At 54.4% G+C, this 18,355-nt stretch carries 14 protein-coding genes, 6 tRNA genes and 3 rRNA genes; 3 read left to right on the plus strand and 20 right to left on the minus strand.

Features of this window, described 5'->3' with window-relative positions:
* Positions 1-137: 137 nt before the first annotated feature.
* The 18 genes from rplA to tyrS all read right to left on the minus strand — a co-directional run bounded on the left by rplA (position 138) and on the right by tyrS (position 13,410).
* Entirely contained in the window at positions 138-833 is a 696-nt protein-coding gene (gene rplA, locus LIS66_RS24110; protein WP_024014523.1) for a 50S ribosomal protein L1, read from the minus strand.
* Positions 833-1,264: a 50S ribosomal protein L11 gene (rplK, locus tag LIS66_RS24115; RefSeq protein ID WP_003176435.1), complete on the minus strand. Its 432-nt coding sequence runs from the start codon at positions 1,262-1,264 to the stop codon at positions 833-835. Before rplK ends, rplA begins: the two co-directional genes overlap by 1 nt.
* Before the next feature lie 118 nt (positions 1,265-1,382).
* Complete coding sequence (nusG, locus tag LIS66_RS24120; protein ID WP_007957598.1) at positions 1,383-1,916, minus strand: transcription termination/antitermination protein NusG; 534 nt, start codon at positions 1,914-1,916, stop codon at positions 1,383-1,385.
* A 9-nt stretch (positions 1,917-1,925) separates the two neighbouring features.
* Complete coding sequence (secE, locus tag LIS66_RS24125) at positions 1,926-2,294, minus strand: preprotein translocase subunit SecE (protein WP_016772937.1); 369 nt, start codon at positions 2,292-2,294, stop codon at positions 1,926-1,928.
* 45 nt (positions 2,295-2,339) lie between these two features.
* Positions 2,340-2,415 (minus strand) — tRNA-Trp (locus LIS66_RS24130).
* Between the two features lie 53 nt (positions 2,416-2,468).
* Complete coding sequence (tuf, locus tag LIS66_RS24135; RefSeq protein WP_024014521.1) at positions 2,469-3,662, minus strand: elongation factor Tu; 1,194 nt, start codon at positions 3,660-3,662, stop codon at positions 2,469-2,471.
* 85 nt (positions 3,663-3,747) lie between these two features.
* Positions 3,748-3,823 (minus strand) — tRNA-Thr (locus LIS66_RS24140).
* Positions 3,824-3,850: 27 nt separating this feature from the next.
* A tRNA-Gly gene (locus LIS66_RS24145) sits at positions 3,851-3,924 on the minus strand.
* A 25-nt stretch (positions 3,925-3,949) separates the two neighbouring features.
* Positions 3,950-4,034: transfer RNA gene (locus LIS66_RS24150), tRNA-Tyr, on the minus strand.
* 142 nt (positions 4,035-4,176) lie between these two features.
* A complete protein-coding gene (locus LIS66_RS24155; RefSeq protein WP_123420233.1) occupies positions 4,177-4,608 on the minus strand; it encodes an SPOR domain-containing protein in 432 nt (143 codons plus the stop codon).
* Positions 4,609-4,615: 7 nt separating this feature from the next.
* On the minus strand, positions 4,616-5,368 hold the full coding sequence (locus LIS66_RS24160; protein ID WP_227973174.1) for a pantothenate kinase: 753 nt from the start codon (positions 5,366-5,368) through the stop codon (positions 4,616-4,618).
* Positions 5,358-6,311 carry a bifunctional biotin--[acetyl-CoA-carboxylase] ligase/biotin operon repressor BirA gene (gene birA / locus LIS66_RS24165; RefSeq protein WP_227973175.1) on the minus strand — a complete coding sequence of 318 codons (954 nt, stop codon included), beginning with the start codon at positions 6,309-6,311 and terminating at the stop codon, positions 5,358-5,360. The genes LIS66_RS24160 and birA overlap by 11 nt, the downstream gene beginning before the upstream one ends.
* 132 nt (positions 6,312-6,443) lie before the next feature.
* A 5S ribosomal RNA gene (gene rrf / locus LIS66_RS24170) occupies positions 6,444-6,559 on the minus strand.
* 156 nt (positions 6,560-6,715) lie between these two features.
* Positions 6,716-9,609, minus strand: a 23S ribosomal RNA gene (locus LIS66_RS24175).
* A gap of 247 nt (positions 9,610-9,856) precedes the next feature.
* Positions 9,857-9,932: transfer RNA gene (locus tag LIS66_RS24180), tRNA-Ala, on the minus strand.
* Positions 9,933-9,962: 30 nt separating this feature from the next.
* A tRNA-Ile gene (locus tag LIS66_RS24185) sits at positions 9,963-10,039 on the minus strand.
* A gap of 81 nt (positions 10,040-10,120) precedes the next feature.
* Positions 10,121-11,657 (minus strand): 16S ribosomal RNA (locus LIS66_RS24190).
* Together the 16S, 23S and 5S rRNA genes with 2 tRNA genes alongside form the textbook arrangement of a ribosomal RNA operon.
* 553 nt (positions 11,658-12,210) lie before the next feature.
* Positions 12,211-13,410, minus strand: a complete 1,200-nt coding sequence (tyrS, locus tag LIS66_RS24195; RefSeq protein WP_042610446.1) for a tyrosine--tRNA ligase — start codon at positions 13,408-13,410, stop codon at positions 12,211-12,213.
* A gap of 212 nt (positions 13,411-13,622) precedes the next feature.
* On the opposite strand from tyrS, the gene LIS66_RS24200 reads away from it, so the two are divergent.
* Both LIS66_RS24200 and LIS66_RS24205 read left to right on the plus strand, forming a co-directional pair.
* Entirely contained in the window at positions 13,623-15,047 is a 1,425-nt protein-coding gene (locus LIS66_RS24200) for a peptidoglycan DD-metalloendopeptidase family protein (protein WP_116658846.1), read from the plus strand.
* A 3-nt stretch (positions 15,048-15,050) separates the two neighbouring features.
* A complete protein-coding gene (locus tag LIS66_RS24205; protein WP_227973176.1) occupies positions 15,051-16,142 on the plus strand; it encodes an anhydro-N-acetylmuramic acid kinase in 1,092 nt (363 codons plus the stop codon).
* A gap of 69 nt (positions 16,143-16,211) precedes the next feature.
* Here LIS66_RS24205 and erpA read toward each other — a convergent pair whose 3' ends face one another.
* A complete protein-coding gene (erpA, locus tag LIS66_RS24210) occupies positions 16,212-16,562 on the minus strand; it encodes an iron-sulfur cluster insertion protein ErpA (protein ID WP_007918905.1) in 351 nt (116 codons plus the stop codon).
* A gap of 167 nt (positions 16,563-16,729) precedes the next feature.
* Positions 16,730-17,764 carry an N-acetyl-gamma-glutamyl-phosphate reductase gene (gene argC, locus LIS66_RS24215; protein ID WP_123417911.1) on the minus strand — a complete coding sequence of 345 codons (1,035 nt, stop codon included), beginning with the start codon at positions 17,762-17,764 and terminating at the stop codon, positions 16,730-16,732.
* Between the two features lie 134 nt (positions 17,765-17,898).
* Between argC and hemJ the strand changes: the two genes are divergently transcribed.
* Positions 17,899-18,327 carry a protoporphyrinogen oxidase HemJ gene (hemJ, locus tag LIS66_RS24220; protein WP_039757756.1) on the plus strand — a complete coding sequence of 143 codons (429 nt, stop codon included), beginning with the start codon at positions 17,899-17,901 and terminating at the stop codon, positions 18,325-18,327.
* Positions 18,328-18,355 lie beyond the last annotated feature (28 nt).

The following is an 18,355-nucleotide window of genomic DNA, read 5'->3' on the forward strand; positions in this document are numbered from 1 at the left end:
GATTCGGTAAGGAACCGGGAGCACCATCTGCGTAGGCTTGAGGTTTAAGGCTCGCGCCGCCTACGGTCTTGGATAGCCCCCGCCAGGCAGGGACCCCAATCTTTCAATTGGCGCGGTAATCCGCGCCAACCTTTGTCTTACGCGTCGAGCGAGCTCTGGTCGATAACCAGACCTGGGCCCATGGTGGTGCTCAGGGTAACGCGCTTGACGTAAATGCCTTTCGAAGAAGCTGGCTTGATACGCTTCAGATCAGCGATCAGGGCTTCAACGTTTTCCTTCAGCTTGACGGCGTCGAAGCCGATCTTGCCAACGGAAGTGTGGATGATGCCGTTTTTGTCGGTGCGATAACGAACCTGACCAGCCTTGGCGTTTTTAACCGCGTTGGCTACGTCTGGAGTTACGGTGCCGACTTTCGGGTTAGGCATCAGGCCGCGTGGACCGAGAATCTGACCCAACTGACCTACAACGCGCATGGCATCCGGGGATGCGATCACTACGTCATAGTTCAGGTCGCCGCCTTTCATTTCGGCAGCCAGGTCGTCCATACCTACACGGTCAGCGCCGGCAGCCAGAGCGGCCTCAGCAGCTGGACCCTGGGTGAACACAGCAACGCGAACGGTCTTGCCAGTGCCGTGCGGCAGCACAGTAGCGCTACGAACAACCTGGTCGGATTTACGTGGGTCTACGCCCAGGTTTACAGCAACGTCGAACGACTCGCTGAACTTGACAGTCGACAGCTCGGCCAGCAGAGCAGCGGCGTCTACAATGTTGTAGGCCTTGCCTGCTTCGATTTTGCCGGCGATAGCCTTTTGACGCTTGGTCAGCTTAGCCATTACACACCCTCCACGTTAAGGCCCATGCTACGAGCAGAACCGGCGATAGTACGCACGGCTGCATCCATATCAGCTGCAGTCAGATCCGCGTTTTTGGTTTTCGCGATTTCTTCCAGCTGAGCACGGGTAACGGTGCCAACCTTAACGGTGTTCGGACGAGCGGAACCGCTGGTCAGACCGGCCGCCTTCTTCAGCAGAACCGAAGCAGGGGTGGATTTGGTTTCGAAAGTGAAGCTACGGTCGCTATAGACAGTGATGATCACTGGAGTCGGCAGACCTGGCTCAAGACCCTGGGTACGGGCGTTGAAAGCCTTGCAGAATTCCATGATGTTCACGCCGTGCTGACCCAGAGCAGGACCAACAGGTGGACTTGGGTTAGCCTGAGCGGCCTTCACTTGCAGCTTGATGTAAGCGGTAATCTTCTTGGCCATGAGGCACTCCAATTACGGGTTCGAACGCCTCGGAAGGCTCCCCGGTTACTTGCGCGTTTATCCCAGTGACGACAAAACCCCACAGCCTAAGGCTGCGGGGTTGGGATTGCTTGTCCAGTTAGACCTTCTCGACCTGACTGAACTCGAGCTCCACCGGAGTAGAGCGACCGAAAATGAGCACCGCCACTTGGATCCGGCTCTTTTCGTAGTTAACTTCTTCCACAACACCATTGAAATCGGCGAATGGACCGTCGTTGACACGCACCGTCTCACCTGGCTCGAACAACGTCTTCGGCTTAGGCTTGTCACTACCATCAGCAACGCGACGCAGAATCGCTTCTGCCTCTTTATCGGTAATTGGTGCAGGCTTGTCGGCAGTACCGCCGATGAAACCCATCACCCGAGGAGTATCCTTGACCAAGTGCCAAGTACCCTCGTTCATATCCATCTGGACCAGCACATATCCTGGGAAGAACTTCCGTTCGCTTTTGCGCTTCTGGCCGTTACGCATCTCAACCACTTCTTCAGTGGGAACCAGAATCTCGCCGAAGCCATCTTCCATGCCAGCCAGCTTTACGCGCTCGATCAGCGAGCGCATCACATGCTTCTCGTAACCCGAGTAAGCATGCACAACATACCAACGCTTAGCCACGGGACACCCTTAGCCGACAATCAAGGAAACAAGCCAGCCGAGCAGGGAATCAAGCCCCCACAACAGCAACGCCATAACCAGAACAACAGCCACGACAATCAGCGTGGTCTGCGTGGTTTCTTGGCGAGTTGGCCACACGACTTTACGAATCTCGGTGCGAGCTTCCTTAACCAGTACAAAGAAAGACTTGCCCTTCGCGGTCTGCAGGCCTACAAAGGCAGCTACAGCAGCAATGGCAAGCAAAGCAAGTACACGGTACAGGATCGGCGAAGCAGCGTAGTACTGATTGCCAACAACGCCAACAACCACCAAAGCGACTACTACAAGCCACTTGAGCAGATCGAAGCGAGAGCCTTGAGCTTCAGCTTTAGGAGTCATCTATGAAGATCCTGTGAAAAGAAAGCCAGACACACCGAGTGAATCTGGCAGGTCAGGAGGGAATCGAACCCCCAACCTACGGTTTTGGAGACCGTCGCTCTGCCAATTGAGCTACTGACCTAAAACAAAATCAGGCCGACCATTATGCCGGCCCGAAAAATACATTACAACCGCTTATTCGATGATTTTGGCTACGACACCAGCGCCGACGGTACGACCGCCTTCACGGATAGCGAAACGCAGACCGTCTTCCATCGCGATGGTTTTGATCAGGGTAACAGTCATCTGAATGTTGTCACCTGGCATTACCATTTCAACGCCTTCTGGCAGCTCGCAGTTACCAGTCACGTCAGTAGTACGGAAGTAGAACTGTGGACGGTAGCCTTTGAAGAACGGAGTGTGACGACCGCCTTCTTCCTTGCTCAGAACGTAAACTTCTGCAGTGAACTTGGTGTGCGGCTTGACCGAACCTGGCTTGACCAGAACCTGGCCACGCTCAACGTCGTCACGCTTGGTACCACGCAGCAGAACGCCACAGTTCTCGCCAGCACGACCTTCGTCGAGCAGCTTGCGGAACATCTCAACACCGGTGCAGGTGGTGGTGGTGGTGTCACGCAGACCAACGATTTCCAGAGCGTCCTGAACGCGAACGATACCGCGCTCGATACGACCAGTCACAACAGTACCGCGACCGGAGATCGAGAATACGTCTTCGATCGGCATCAGGAACGGCTTGTCGATCATACGAACTGGTTCTGGGATGTAGGTATCCAGAGTTTCAACCAGTTTACGAACGGCAGTGGTGCCCATTTCGTTGTCGTCTTTGCCTTCCAGCGCCATACGAGCCGAACCGATGATGATCGGAGTGTCGTCGCCCGGGAAGTCGTAGGTCGACAGCAGGTCACGAACTTCCATCTCAACCAGTTCCAGCAGCTCAGCGTCGTCTACCAGGTCAGCCTTGTTCAGGAAAACCACGATGTACGGAACGCCTACCTGACGGGACAGCAGGATGTGCTCACGGGTTTGTGGCATCGGACCATCAGCGGCCGAGCAAACCAGGATCGCGCCGTCCATCTGGGCAGCACCGGTGATCATGTTCTTCACGTAGTCAGCGTGACCTGGGCAGTCAACGTGAGCGTAGTGACGAATAGTCGAGTTGTACTCAACGTGAGCGGTGTTGATGGTGATACCGCGAGCTTTTTCTTCTGGTGCGCTGTCGATCTTGTCGAATTCAACGACGGCCGAACCGAAAACTTCGGAGCAGACGCGAGTCAGAGCAGCAGTCAGAGTGGTTTTACCGTGGTCAACGTGACCAATGGTGCCAACGTTGACGTGGGGCAGGGAACGATCAAATTTTTCCTTAGCCATCGATATCACCCTCTACAGAAGAAATTAGACAAACAATATCAACCATTAAAACAAAGGCAGATATTTTCATATCTGCCTTGTTATATGGAGCTCTTGAGCGGATTTGAACCGCTGACCTCACCCTTACCAAGGGTGTGCTCTACCAACTGAGCTACAAGAGCAAAACCCTTTTGCACAACCTGCAAACTTGGAGCGGGTAGCGGGAATCGAACCCGCATCATCAGCTTGGAAGGCTGAGGTTCTACCACTAAACTATACCCGCGGAGCCTGCAGCTCACGCTTAAATCTGGTGGAGGGAGAAGGATTCGAACCTTCGAAGTCGTAGACGTCAGATTTACAGTCTGATCCCTTTGGCCGCTCGGGAACCCCTCCTAATCAGGCCGGCATTCTATATCATGCCGAACCCCTGTCAAGCATTTTCTCATTTAAAAACCTGAGGTTAGCTGCGTTGACACACTTCACACTGAATGCCGATTAAGGTGTTCGCTGTGGAGCGGGCGCCATTCTATGCAAACTATTGAACAGGTGCAACCCCTTCGCACAGCATTATTTTATGTTTTAACTCATTGAATTCCTTGGAAAGGTTTTGCAACTGTTGATCGCCCAACAATCGCTGGCCATCTGGTGGAACTGCCAGCCAGTAACCGCTTCCGGCAGCATCTTTCGGCACGGATTGCACATTGACTCTCATCGCCACCAGGCGCTGCTGCAGCTGGGCAACCGAATCCTCATCAGAAAATCCGCCAAGGAACAGACACTGTTGACGCGCAGCACCTTCCGCCCTGCGCCCTTCACCGGCTGTTTCGCTCAGCAGACGAATATCTTGCTGCGAACCGCGATACAAATTCAGAGGCGTTACGTCCTTGGCTCGCAAGGGCGCTTCCTGCTGATGCCAGACGTAGTAAAAACCATTGAGAACAACAAGCAGCAGAAACAACCAACGCATATAAACCTCAGGACAAGGGACACGCCATGGCCAAGCCGACAAAAACCAGGTCGGGCACCACCTTGGCCTCAGGCACGACGCCATCCACCAACTCAGCATCTCCTCCCGTAACGAAGACCATGAAGTTTTCGCACCAATATGCTCGAGCCAGCTCTAATTGAGTGAGCACGAAGCCCCTCAGCATCAGAGAACAACCGCGCTCTACCGCCTCTACGGTGCTCCGTCCCGGCACATGACTGGAAAGGGCCCGCTCAGCCGCCTCATCACCATAACGAATTTTGCGCGTATGGGTGCGCAGCTGGTTTCGCATCAATGGCATACCAGGGCAGATGAACCCACCGAGATGCTCCCCGTCCGCCGCAACAAAATCAGCAGTGACAGCCGTACCGAAGTCGAGAATCAGGCAAGCATTGCCGGCAGCCAAGTGAAAGCCCCCAAGCATCGCCAGCCAGCGATCAAGCCCCAAGCGCTCATAATTTTCATAGCCGTTACGAACGCCAGACATCTCGCGCGCGGATTTCGCACATACGACAGGGATACCGAATTCCCGCTCTATAAGCTCAATTAACGCGCCGGTTTCCTCATCAGTCCTGACACTTACCAAACGACAGTTGCGCAGTGAGAGCGACTTTATGATCCGCAGGCTCTCAATTAAAGCTTGATTGGAATCTACAACCCCTTCCGAGAGCACTCCGCTCGCCCCGGCATTCAGGACGCGCCATTTTATAAAGCTGTTGCCGCAGTCAAGCTCAAGAATCATCACGCAACCTCAGGCTGAGCTCTCCACCACTGAAGACTTTTTCAACACCGTCTACGTTCAAGCGCAACCCGCCCTGGCTATCAATACCGAGTACAACCCCGTCGACCTGACTGTTACCAGCAATCAACGAAACGGCGCGCCCCTGCCAAAGATGGTTTTCCGCCCATTCTGCGTGCAGACCAGCGAAGCCATTGGCTTGGTGCTTATCAATGTAAGCGCTCAATTGATTACTTAACTGAATCACTAAAGCATTGCGATCACAGGCTCGCCCAGACTCAAGCCTTATGGAGGTCCATTGCTGGTCGACCTCGTCAGCAACCTGCATATTCACATTGATTCCTATACCCAGCACCACATGACAGACATCCGCCGGATCTCCGACGAGCTCAAGTAGAATCCCGGCGATCTTCTTATTACCCACCAAAACATCATTGGGCCACTTCAAACCGGCATTCGGTACACCCGCATTTCGCAAGGTCTGCATAACGGCCAAGCCAACAACAAGGCTCAACCCTTCAAGCTGACGCATGCCCCCATCGATACGGAGGACGAGGCTGTAGTAAAGATTTTCTGCAAATGGGCTCACCCACTTACGACCACGACGACCACGCCCTGCCAATTGTCGCTCCGCCAGCACCAAAAATGGCGCAGGAGCGCCTTCACCAACGGAGCGCAGAGCTTCGGCATTTGTCGAATCGACAGAATCAAACACAGTCACAGGCCACTGAGGCGCCCTTCTGGCTATTTCCACAGGATCAAGCAGCATTAAAGGCGCCGACAATTGATATCCTCGACCGCGGACTTTATGGATCGACAGGCCCAGCTCGGCTTCAAGCTGCTGCAACTGCTTCCATACAGCACTTCGGCTAATTCCCAGGGCAGTCCCCAAGTCCTGTCCGGAATGGAATCGCCCATCCTTCAGAAGATCCAACAACGTCAACATGCAGGTTTCGCCTCACAATGAGGCCCGAATGATAGCCATGCCCCGGGCCGTTGCATAGAAATCAAGCAGACACATTTCTCGCAGGCAAAACAAAACCCCAACTGCTTTCGCAATTGGGGTTTCGGAATTTAATCTTGACGATGACCTACTCTCACATGGGGAAACCCCACACTACCATCGGCGATGCATCGTTTCACTGCTGAGTTCGGGATGGGATCAGGTGGTTCCAACGCTCTATGGTCGTCAAGAAATTCGGGTACTGAGTCGTGACCAGATGGCCTCGCTTCAGCAAATTGGGTATGTGACAGCGGTCGGTGTTTGTGCGCTTCGAACTTTCGGTTCGTTTCGTCTTCACACACCGCAATCTGGCGCCTTTTCAGGTCAGCAAATTGCTTGGGTGTTATATGGTCAAGCCTCACGGGCAATTAGTATTGGTTAGCTCAACGCCTCACAGCGCTTACACACCCAACCTATCAACGTCGTAGTCTTCGACGGCCCTTCAGGGAACTCAAGGTTCCAGTGAGATCTCATCTTGAGGCAAGTTTCCCGCTTAGATGCTTTCAGCGGTTATCTTTCCCGAACATAGCTACCCGGCAATGCCACTGGCGTGACAACCGGAACACCAGAGGTTCGTCCACTCCGGTCCTCTCGTACTAGGAGCAGCCCCTCTCAAATCTCAAACGTCCACGGCAGATAGGGACCGAACTGTCTCACGACGTTCTAAACCCAGCTCGCGTACCACTTTAAATGGCGAACAGCCATACCCTTGGGACCGGCTTCAGCCCCAGGATGTGATGAGCCGACATCGAGGTGCCAAACACCGCCGTCGATATGAACTCTTGGGCGGTATCAGCCTGTTATCCCCGGAGTACCTTTTATCCGTTGAGCGATGGCCCTTCCATACAGAACCACCGGATCACTAAGACCTACTTTCGTACCTGCTCGACGTGTCTGTCTCGCAGTCAAGCGCGCTTTTGCCTTTATACTCTACGACCGATTTCCGACCGGTCTGAGCGCACCTTCGTACTCCTCCGTTACTCTTTAGGAGGAGACCGCCCCAGTCAAACTACCCACCATACACTGTCCTCGATCCGGATAACGGACCTGAGTTAGAACCTCAAAGTTGCCAGGGTGGTATTTCAAGGATGGCTCCACGCGAACTGGCGTCCACGCTTCAAAGCCTCCCACCTATCCTACACAAGCAAATTCAAAGTCCAGTGCAAAGCTATAGTAAAGGTTCACGGGGTCTTTCCGTCTAGCCGCGGATACACTGCATCTTCACAGCGATTTCAATTTCACTGAGTCTCGGGTGGAGACAGCGCCGCCATCGTTACGCCATTCGTGCAGGTCGGAACTTACCCGACAAGGAATTTCGCTACCTTAGGACCGTTATAGTTACGGCCGCCGTTTACCGGGGCTTCGATCAAGAGCTTCGCGTTAGCTAACCCCATCAATTAACCTTCCGGCACCGGGCAGGCGTCACACCCTATACGTCCACTTTCGTGTTTGCAGAGTGCTGTGTTTTTAATAAACAGTCGCAGCGGCCTGGTATCTTCGACCGGCATGAGCTTACGGAGCAAGTCCTTCACCCTCACCGGCGCACCTTCTCCCGAAGTTACGGTGCCATTTTGCCTAGTTCCTTCACCCGAGTTCTCTCAAGCGCCTTGGTATTCTCTACCCAACCACCTGTGTCGGTTTGGGGTACGGTTCCTGGTTACCTGAAGCTTAGAAGCTTTTCTTGGAAGCATGGCATCAACCACTTCGTCACCCAAAGGGTAACTCGTCATCAGCTCTCGGCCTTAAGATCCCGGATTTACCTAAGATCTCAGCCTACCACCTTAAACTTGGACAACCAACGCCAAGCTGGCCTAGCCTTCTCCGTCCCTCCATCGCAATAACCAGAAGTACAGGAATATTAACCTGTTTTCCATCGACTACGCTTTTCAGCCTCGCCTTAGGGACCGACTAACCCTGCGTCGATTAACGTTGCGCAGGAAACCTTGGTCTTTCGGCGTGGGTGTTTTTCACACCCATTGTCGTTACTCATGTCAGCATTCGCACTTCTGATACCTCCAGCAAGCTTCTCAACTCACCTTCACAGGCTTACAGAACGCTCCTCTACCGCATCACCCGAAGGTGATACCCGTAGCTTCGGTGTATGGTTTGAGCCCCGTTACATCTTCCGCGCAGGCCGACTCGACTAGTGAGCTATTACGCTTTCTTTAAAGGGTGGCTGCTTCTAAGCCAACCTCCTAGCTGTCTAAGCCTTCCCACATCGTTTCCCACTTAACCATAACTTTGGGACCTTAGCTGACGGTCTGGGTTGTTTCCCTTTTCACGACGGACGTTAGCACCCGCCGTGTGTCTCCCATGCTCGGCACTTGTAGGTATTCGGAGTTTGCATCGGTTTGGTAAGTCGGGATGACCCCCTAGCCGAAACAGTGCTCTACCCCCTACAGTGATACATGAGGCGCTACCTAAATAGCTTTCGAGGAGAACCAGCTATCTCCGAGCTTGATTAGCCTTTCACTCCGATCCACAGGTCATCCGCTAACTTTTCAACGGTAGTCGGTTCGGTCCTCCAGTCAGTGTTACCTAACCTTCAACCTGCCCATGGATAGATCGCCCGGTTTCGGGTCTATTCCCAGCGACTAGACGCCCTATTAAGACTCGCTTTCGCTACGCCTCCCCTATTCGGTTAAGCTCGCCACTGAAAATAAGTCGCTGACCCATTATACAAAAGGTACGCAGTCACAGAACAAAGTCTGCTCCCACTGCTTGTACGCATACGGTTTCAGGATCTATTTCACTCCCCTCTCCGGGGTTCTTTTCGCCTTTCCCTCACGGTACTAGTTCACTATCGGTCAGTCAGTAGTATTTAGCCTTGGAGGATGGTCCCCCCATATTCAGACAAAGTTTCTCGTGCTCCGTCCTACTCGATTTCATGACTAAGAGATTTTCGCGTACAGGGCTATCACCCACTATGGCCGCACTTTCCAGAGCGTTCCGCTAATCTCAAAGCCACTTAAGGGCTAGTCCCCGTTCGCTCGCCACTACTAAGGGAATCTCGGTTGATTTCTTTTCCTCAGGGTACTTAGATGTTTCAGTTCCCCTGGTTCGCCTCTTGCACCTATGTATTCAGTACAAGATAACCATCTTATGATGGCTGGGTTCCCCCATTCAGACATCTCCGGATCAAAGTCTGTTTGCCGACTCCCCGAAGCTTTTCGCAGGCTACCACGTCTTTCATCGCCTCTGACTGCCAAGGCATCCACCGTATGCGCTTCTTCACTTGACCATATAACCCCAAGCAATCTGGTTATACTGTGAAGACGACATTCGCCGAAAATTCGAATTTCTCAACTAAGAGAACTCACAAATTTTACCTTAGCCTGATCCGTTACCAGTGAAAGTAACGTTCAGTCTATCTTTCTATCACATACCCAAATTTTTAAAGAACGATCTAGTCAAAGACTAGAAATCAACATTCATCACCGTTTCGGTGGAATGCTCATTTCTAAGCTTTCAAACTTCAGAAGCAGTAGTGGTGGAGCCAAGCGGGATCGAACCGCTGACCTCCTGCGTGCAAGGCAGGCGCTCTCCCAGCTGAGCTATGGCCCCGTATTTCTACAGGCGTTTCCCACACAAAATTGGTGGGTCTGGGCAGATTCGAACTGCCGACCTCACCCTTATCAGGGGTGCGCTCTAACCAACTGAGCTACAGACCCAATTTCGGGCTGCTTCTATCGTCTTCTTCAATGAATCAAGCAATTCGTGTGGGAGCTCATGCAGCAGCTGATGTCGTCGATTAAGGAGGTGATCCAGCCGCAGGTTCCCCTACGGCTACCTTGTTACGACTTCACCCCAGTCATGAATCACACCGTGGTAACCGTCCTCCCGAAGGTTAGACTAGCTACTTCTGGTGCAACCCACTCCCATGGTGTGACGGGCGGTGTGTACAAGGCCCGGGAACGTATTCACCGCGACATTCTGATTCGCGATTACTAGCGATTCCGACTTCACGCAGTCGAGTTGCAGACTGCGATCCGGACTACGATCGGTTTTATGGGATTAGCTCCACCTCGCGGCTTGGCAACCCTTTGTACCGACCATTGTAGCACGTGTGTAGCCCAGGCCGTAAGGGCCATGATGACTTGACGTCATCCCCACCTTCCTCCGGTTTGTCACCGGCAGTCTCCTTAGAGTGCCCACCATAACGTGCTGGTAACTAAGGACAAGGGTTGCGCTCGTTACGGGACTTAACCCAACATCTCACGACACGAGCTGACGACAGCCATGCAGCACCTGTCTCAATGTTCCCGAAGGCACCAATCCATCTCTGGAAAGTTCATTGGATGTCAAGGCCTGGTAAGGTTCTTCGCGTTGCTTCGAATTAAACCACATGCTCCACCGCTTGTGCGGGCCCCCGTCAATTCATTTGAGTTTTAACCTTGCGGCCGTACTCCCCAGGCGGTCAACTTAATGCGTTAGCTGCGCCACTAAGAGCTCAAGGCTCCCAACGGCTAGTTGACATCGTTTACGGCGTGGACTACCAGGGTATCTAATCCTGTTTGCTCCCCACGCTTTCGCACCTCAGTGTCAGTATTAGTCCAGGTGGTCGCCTTCGCCACTGGTGTTCCTTCCTATATCTACGCATTTCACCGCTACACAGGAAATTCCACCACCCTCTACCATACTCTAGCTTGCCAGTTTTGGATGCAGTTCCCAGGTTGAGCCCGGGGATTTCACATCCAACTTAACAAACCACCTACGCGCGCTTTACGCCCAGTAATTCCGATTAACGCTTGCACCCTCTGTATTACCGCGGCTGCTGGCACAGAGTTAGCCGGTGCTTATTCTGTCGGTAACGTCAAAATTGCAGAGTATTAATCTACAACCCTTCCTCCCAACTTAAAGTGCTTTACAATCCGAAGACCTTCTTCACACACGCGGCATGGCTGGATCAGGCTTTCGCCCATTGTCCAATATTCCCCACTGCTGCCTCCCGTAGGAGTCTGGACCGTGTCTCAGTTCCAGTGTGACTGATCATCCTCTCAGACCAGTTACGGATCGTCGCCTTGGTGAGCCATTACCTCACCAACTAGCTAATCCGACCTAGGCTCATCTGATAGCGCAAGGCCCGAAGGTCCCCTGCTTTCTCCCGTAGGACGTATGCGGTATTAGCGTTCCTTTCGAAACGTTGTCCCCCACTACCAGGCAGATTCCTAGGCATTACTCACCCGTCCGCCGCTGAATCCAGGAGCAAGCTCCTTTCATCCGCTCGACTTGCATGTGTTAGGCCTGCCGCCAGCGTTCAATCTGAGCCATGATCAAACTCTTCAGTTCAAACATCTTTGGGTTTTTAAGAAACCCTAAACTTGGCTCAGCAATCGTTGGTTACATCTTTGATTTCTCGCGGAGTAACTTGTGATGCTGATAATCTTGTTGACTATCAGTCTGACTGCACAAGCACCCACACGAATTGCTTGATTCAGTTGTTAAAGAGCGGTTGGTTAAGATCTTTCGTCTCAACCGAGGCGCGCATTCTACAGCAGCCTCATTTGCTGTCAAGTGATTATTTTCAGAAGCTTTCGAAGAATTCTTCAACAACTTCAACCACTTGCGCTTGCGATCTCTCGTTAGCGGGAGGCGAATTCTACAGCGTTAATCGCTGCTGTCAACACCTCTTTTTCTCCGCTTTCGACCGAGAAGATCGAATCGTTAAAAGAGCCAAACATCACTACTCTTTCAACTCCTTCCAGGCTTCGATGATCTGAAGCGAGCTGCTGTCGAAAACTGCGTAACTCTTTGAATCTCAAGGAGTTTTCCGTTTCGACTGCGCCGGAAGTGGGGCGAATTATAGACCTCTGGAATTCGCCGTCAACCCCTAATTCCAACTTTATTCAGATTTCAGCGTGATACGCGCAAAAGCCTTCTTACCGGCCTGGCAAACGTGAGTCGCGCCCACTACATATATAAAGGAGCGATCAACCACCTCACCATCAACGCGCACTCCGCCAGCCGCCAACAGATCACGCGCCGCTGCCGAGTTCTTCACCAGACCTGCCTTATTAAGAACGGCAGCGATCGGCATGTCCTCAGCCGAAGCCAGTTCGATCTCAGGCAAATCGTCCGGAAGCTCGCCATCCTTCATGCGATTGCCAGCCCCACGATGAGCATTCGCTGCAGCTTCTTCACCATGGAAACGCGCAACAATCTCTTCAGCCAGCTTGATCTTGATGTCACGCGGGTTCGCACCAGCTTCAACGTCAGCCCTGAATGCATCGATCTCATCCATGGACCGGAAGCTCAGCAATTCAAAGTAACGCCACATCAGCGCATCCGGAATGGAAACCAGCTTGCTGTACATGACGCCCGGCGCTTCCTGGATACCGACGTAGTTGCCCAGCGACTTGGACATCTTCTTCACGCCATCCAGACCTTCCAGCAATGGCATGGTCAGAATGCACTGAGCCTCCTGACCATACCCACGCTGCAGTTCACGCCCCATCAGCAAATTGAATTTCTGATCGGTACCGCCCAGTTCGACATCCGCGCGCAGTGCGACCGAGTCGTAGCCCTGCACCAGCGGATAGAGGAACTCGTGAATAGCGATTGGCTGATTGGTGGTGTAACGCTTGTCGAAATCATCGCGCTCGAGCATGCGGGCGACAGTGTATTGCGACGTCAGACGAATGAAATCCGCCGGTCCCATCTTGTCCATCCAGGTGGAGTTGAAGGCAACTTCGGTTTTCGCCGGATCAAGAATTTTGAAAACCTGAGTCTTGTAGGTTTCGGCATTCTCGAGAACCTGTTCGCGCGTCAGCGGCGGGCGCGTTGCGCTCTTGCCACTCGGGTCGCCGATCATCCCGGTGAAGTCACCAATAAGGAAGATCACCTGATGCCCCAGCTCCTGGAACTGACGCAGCTTATTAATAAGCACGGTATGACCCAGATGCAGATCCGGAGCGGTAGGGTCGAAACCAGCCTTGATACGCAGCGGTTGGCCGCGTTTGAGCTTCTCGACCAGCTCGGACTCGACCAACAGTTCTTCCGCACCACGTTTAATCAGCGCTAGCTGCTCTTCAACCGACTTCATAACAGACCCGCAAGGCTCAGATTCAAAGGGAACCAACCATACAAGAACGCGCACCAATTACAAGTTTTGCCCGGCGCACGGACAGCAATCCACAGGCCCGAGGTCTGTGGACTTGCTTCAGAGATGATTTGGTTATATTTTATACAGTTATTTCATCTTCATCATGTCATTCATCTTTTCCAATTCATCTATTTCAAAGTCAAAAATTACCTATGACCACAGAACCGTCTAAAGCGCCCCCGCTTTACCCGAAGACCCACCTGCTCGCCGCAAGTGGAATCGCCGCCCTTCTCAGTCTGGCGTTGCTGGTATTTCCCTCCAGCGATGTTGAAGCCAAAAAGACGACTCTGAGTCTTGAACTGGAAAGTCCTGCTGAACAACTGACACAAGATCAAGACGCTGCCGATGCAGCTCAAGCCACAACCGAACCCGCAGCTTCCCCGTTCGCACAAATTGAAAACAGCGACGAAAATGCCGCGCAAACAGCCGAAACTGCGCCGGCGCCTGTTGCGGCTGCTGAGAAACCAAAAGAGCCTGGTCACCGCGAGGTCGTGGTTTCCAAAGGCGATACGCTGTCTACCCTGTTTGAAAAGGTCGGTCTGCCAGCAGCCTCTGTGCACGAAGTACTGGCAAGCGACAAGCAGGCCAAACAGTTCAGCCAGCTCAAGCGTGGTCAGAAACTCGAATTCGAACTGAGTCCGGAAGGACAGTTGACCAGCTTGCACAGCAAGGTCAGCGACGTTGAAACCATTACCCTGACCAAGAACGATAAGGGCTATTCGTTCAACCGTGTCACCGCCAAGCCAACGGTTCGCACTGCCTACGTTCATGGCGTCATCAACAGCTCGCTTTCGCAGTCCGCTGCGCGCGCCGGCCTCTCTCACAGCCTGACGATGGATATGGCCAGCGTCTTCGGCTACGACGTCGACTTTGCTCAGGACATCCGTCAGGGTGACGAATTCGATGTGATCTACGAGCAGAAAGTCATCAACGGCAAGGCAGTCGGCACCGGCCCGATCCTTTCCGCGCGCTTCACCAACCGTGGCAAGACCTACACCGCCGTTCGCTACACCAACAAACAAGGCAACAGCAGCTATTACACCGCCGATGGCAACAGCATGCGCAAGGCTTTCATCCGGACGCCGGTTGACTTCGCCCGCATCAGCTCGAAGTTCTCCATGGGCCGCAAGCACCCGATTCTCAATAAGATCCGCGCCCACAAAGGTGTTGATTACGCAGCTCCACGGGGCACGCCGATCAAGGCTGCTGGTGACGGCAAAGTATTACTGGCCGGTCGTCGTGGCGGTTACGGCAATACCGTGATCATCCAGCATGGCAACACCTACCGCACGCTGTACGGCCACATGCAGGGTTTCGCCAAAGGCGTGAAAACCGGCGGTACCGTCAAGCAGGGTCAAGTCATTGGCTACATCGGTACCACCGGCCTTTCTACTGGCCCACATTTGCATTACGAATTCCAGGTAAACGGCGTTCACGTCGATCCGCTGGGCCAGAAGCTGCCAATGGCCGATCCGATCGCCAAGTCCGAGCGCGCGCGTTTCCTGGCGCAGAGCCAGCCGCTGATGGCGCGCATGGATCAAGAGAAGGCCACCATGCTGGCTTCGAGCAAGCGCTAAGCGATGGCCCTGTATATCGGTGTGATGTCCGGAACCAGTCTCGACGGGCTGGACATCGCCCTGATCGAACAGACCTCGGCGATCAAACTGATCGCCACCCACTACCTGCCAATGCCTGACTCCCTGCGCGCCGAGCTGCTTGGCTTGTGCGCCAGCGGCCCCGACGAGATCGCCCGCTCGGCGATTGCCCAGCAACACTGGGTCGAGCTCGCAGCCCTAGGTATTCATGCCCTCCTCGCTCAACAACAGCTCCAACCCGATGCCATCCGCGCTATCGGCAGCCACGGTCAGACCATTCGCCATGAACCGGCACGCGGCTTCACCGTGCAGATCGGTAACCCAGCCCTGCTGACAGAGTTGACCGGCATTACCGTCGTCAGTGATTTCCGCAGCCGCGATGTTGCGGCGGGCGGCCAGGGTGCACCTCTGGTGCCAGCGTTTCACGAAGCTTTGTTTGAAGAGCGTACCGGTAACCAGGCAGTCTTGAATGTAGGCGGATTCAGCAATCTCAGCCTGATTGAGCCAAGCAAACCTGTAGCCGGTTTCGACTGCGGCCCTGGGAATGTTCTGATGGACGCCTGGATTCACCGGCAACGCGGCGAAAACTATGACCGGGACGGGCAGTGGGCTGCGACCGGCACGGTTCAGCCAAGCCTGCTCAAAGCACTGTTCAGCGACCCGTTCTTCGTGACCAAAGGCCCGAAGAGTACCGGCCGTGAAGTGTTCAATCTGCCTTGGCTGGAACAGCATCTTTCACGCCTGCCGAGCTTTGCGGCCGAAGACGTTCAGGCCACGCTGCTCGAACTGACGGCGCTGACCATCGTCGAGTCGCTGCAAAGTGCTCAATCGGACACGCAGGAACTGCTGGTCTGTGGCGGCGGCGCACATAACGCCACACTGATGAAACGACTGGCGGATCTACTGCCGAACACTAAGGTCGCCAGCACCGCAACTCACGGCGTCGATCCGGATTGGGTGGAAGCCATGGCCTTCGCGTGGCTCGCTCATTGCTGCCTGGAAGGGATTGCCGCCAACCGGCCAAGCGTCACCGGTGCTCGCGGTCTGCGCGTACTCGGCGCTATCTACCCGGCATAATCTCCGCACACAAAAACGCCGCAGAACCGAAAGGCTCTGCGGCGTTTTGTTGTGTGCGGTGAAGTGCGATCAGATCGAGAACGACGATCCGCAACCACATGTCGTTGTGGCATTCGGGTTCTTGATCACGAAGCGCGAACCTTCCAGACCTTCCTGATAATCCACCTCGGCACCGGCCAGGTACTGGAAGCTCATCGGATCGACCACCAGGCTCACGCCTTCGCGCTCGACGATGGTGTCGTCATCGGCCACGTCTTCATCGAAGGTGAAACCGTATTGAAACCCAGAACAACCGCCGCCCGTAACGAATACGCGCAGCTTCAAGCGATCATTCCCCTCTTCATCGACCAGGCTCTTCACCTTGTGCGCAGCACCTTGAGTGAATTGCAAAGCCGTGGGGGTGAAGGATTCGACGCTCATGCTGACTATCTCCCGGCGTTACGCCGCCATAATGCGTGATGACGCGCATTATCCGCTTGTCCTAGAAAATTGGTCAACTATTAGAGGAGCAGCGCAAGCTTCGAGCGCTGAGCTTCAAGCTTGCCGCTGATCTCTTGTAGCTTGTGACTTTAAGCTCGTAGCTGCTTTTAAGGAAGCATGCCGGCGTGGGACAGGCCGAAGCGCTCGTCCAGTCCGAACAGGATGTTCATGTTCTGCACCGCCTGGCCCGAGGCGCCTTTGACGAGATTGTCGATCACCGAAAGTACCACCACCAGATCGCCATCCTGCGGACGATGCACAGCAATGCGGCAGACGTTGGCGCCGCGCACGCTGCGGGTTTCCGGGTGGCTACCGGCTGGCATTACATCGACGAACGGTTCGTTGGCGTAGCGCTTTTCGAACAGCGCCTGCAGATCCACCGAGCGATCGACCACGGTCGCATAGAGTGTGGAGTGAATACCGCGAATCATCGGCGTCAGGTGCGGTACGAAGGTCAGGCCGACATCCTTGCCCGCCGCGCGACGCAGACCCTGGCAAATTTCCGGCAGGTGGCGATGACCTTTTACCGCATAGGCCTTCATGCTTTCCGACGTCTCGGAGTACAAAGAACCTACAGCCGCGCCACGCCCGGCACCGCTGACGCCGGATTTGCAGTCGGCGATCAGGCGCGAAGCGTCGGCCAGCCCTGCTTCAAGCAATGGCAGGAAGCCCAGTTGCGTAGCGGTTGGGTAGCAACCCGGCACCGCGATCAGGCGCGCTTTCTTGATCTGCTCGCGATTGACTTCCGGCAAACCGTAGACAGCTTCGTCCAGCAGTTCTGGCGCGCCGTGCGGCTGGCCGTACCACTTGGCCCATTCATCAGCGTCTTGCAGACGGAAGTCGGCAGACAGATCAATGACCTTGGTGCCCGCCGCCAGCAGTTCGCCTGCCAAGGCGTGAGCCACACCGTGTGGCGTGGCGAAGAACACCACATCGCAGGCGCCGAGGGTTTTCACGTCCGGCACGCTGAACGCCAGGCCGTCGTAGTGGCCGCGCAGGTTCGGGTACATGTCAGCCACGGCCAGACCGGCCTCGGATCGGGAAGTGATGACGACCACTTCTGCCTGCGGATGCTGTGCCAACAGACGCAGCAGTTCGACACCGGTGTAACCCGTGCCGCCGACGATACCGACCTTGACCATAAACCTGCCCTCAACGAACCCACTGGAAAGCCGTCGATAATAGGGGCCGCGCGCGCCTGCGACAACCGCCAAGGTGACGCGCGGGCGCTCAAGCCTCTACTATCTGGCTACCGTGAATGAGGGAATAACCAAAAATGCTCTATCTATGGCTTAAAGCGTTTCACATCGTCAGCGTCGTCTGCTGGTTTGCCGGGCTGTTCTACTTGCCGCGCCTGTTCGTTTACCACGCACAAAGCGCAGACACGATCAGCCAGGAACGCTTCAGCGTCATGGAGCGCAAGCTGTATCGCGGCATCATGGGGCCGGCGATGATCGCCACGCTGATCTTCGGTGGCTGGCTGATCTACCTCAACCCGTCACTCTTCAGCCAGGGCGGCTGGATCCACGCCAAGCTGACCCTGGTCGTATTGCTGATCGGCTACCACCACATGTGCGGCGCGCAGGTAAAACGTTTTGCCCGTGGCGAAAACACCCGCAGCCATGTCTTTTATCGCTGGTTCAATGAAGTGCCGGTTCTGATATTGCTGGCTATCGTAATTCTGGTCGTGGTCAAGCCGTTCTAACTTCAATCAATACAGATCTTCGGGGTGT

Origin of the sequence: Pseudomonas sp. HN2, from assembly GCF_020736465.1 — a bacterium.
Classification (GTDB): domain Bacteria; phylum Pseudomonadota; class Gammaproteobacteria; order Pseudomonadales; family Pseudomonadaceae; genus Aquipseudomonas; species Aquipseudomonas moraviensis_A.

Coding starts and splice junctions, on each gene's coding strand:
- rplA (WP_024014523.1), bottom strand. CDS start 833: ATGGCTAAGCTGACCAAGCGTCAAAAGGCTATCGCCGGCAAAATCGAA.
- rplK (WP_003176435.1), bottom strand. CDS start 1,264: ATGGCCAAGAAGATTACCGCTTACATCAAGCTGCAAGTGAAGGCCGCT.
- secE (WP_016772937.1), bottom strand. CDS start 2,294: ATGACTCCTAAAGCTGAAGCTCAAGGCTCTCGCTTCGATCTGCTCAAG.
- tuf (WP_024014521.1), bottom strand. CDS start 3,662: ATGGCTAAGGAAAAATTTGATCGTTCCCTGCCCCACGTCAACGTTGGC.
- LIS66_RS24155 (WP_123420233.1), bottom strand. CDS start 4,608: ATGCGTTGGTTGTTTCTGCTGCTTGTTGTTCTCAATGGTTTTTACTAC.
- LIS66_RS24160 (WP_227973174.1), bottom strand. CDS start 5,368: ATGATTCTTGAGCTTGACTGCGGCAACAGCTTTATAAAATGGCGCGTC.
- birA (WP_227973175.1), bottom strand. CDS start 6,311: ATGTTGACGTTGTTGGATCTTCTGAAGGATGGGCGATTCCATTCCGGA.
- tyrS (WP_042610446.1), bottom strand. CDS start 13,410: ATGAAGTCGGTTGAAGAGCAGCTAGCGCTGATTAAACGTGGTGCGGAA.
- LIS66_RS24200 (WP_116658846.1), top strand. CDS start 13,623: ATGACCACAGAACCGTCTAAAGCGCCCCCGCTTTACCCGAAGACCCAC.
- LIS66_RS24205 (WP_227973176.1), top strand. CDS start 15,051: ATGGCCCTGTATATCGGTGTGATGTCCGGAACCAGTCTCGACGGGCTG.
- erpA (WP_007918905.1), bottom strand. CDS start 16,562: ATGAGCGTCGAATCCTTCACCCCCACGGCTTTGCAATTCACTCAAGGT.
- argC (WP_123417911.1), bottom strand. CDS start 17,764: ATGGTCAAGGTCGGTATCGTCGGCGGCACGGGTTACACCGGTGTCGAA.
- hemJ (WP_039757756.1), top strand. CDS start 17,899: ATGCTCTATCTATGGCTTAAAGCGTTTCACATCGTCAGCGTCGTCTGC.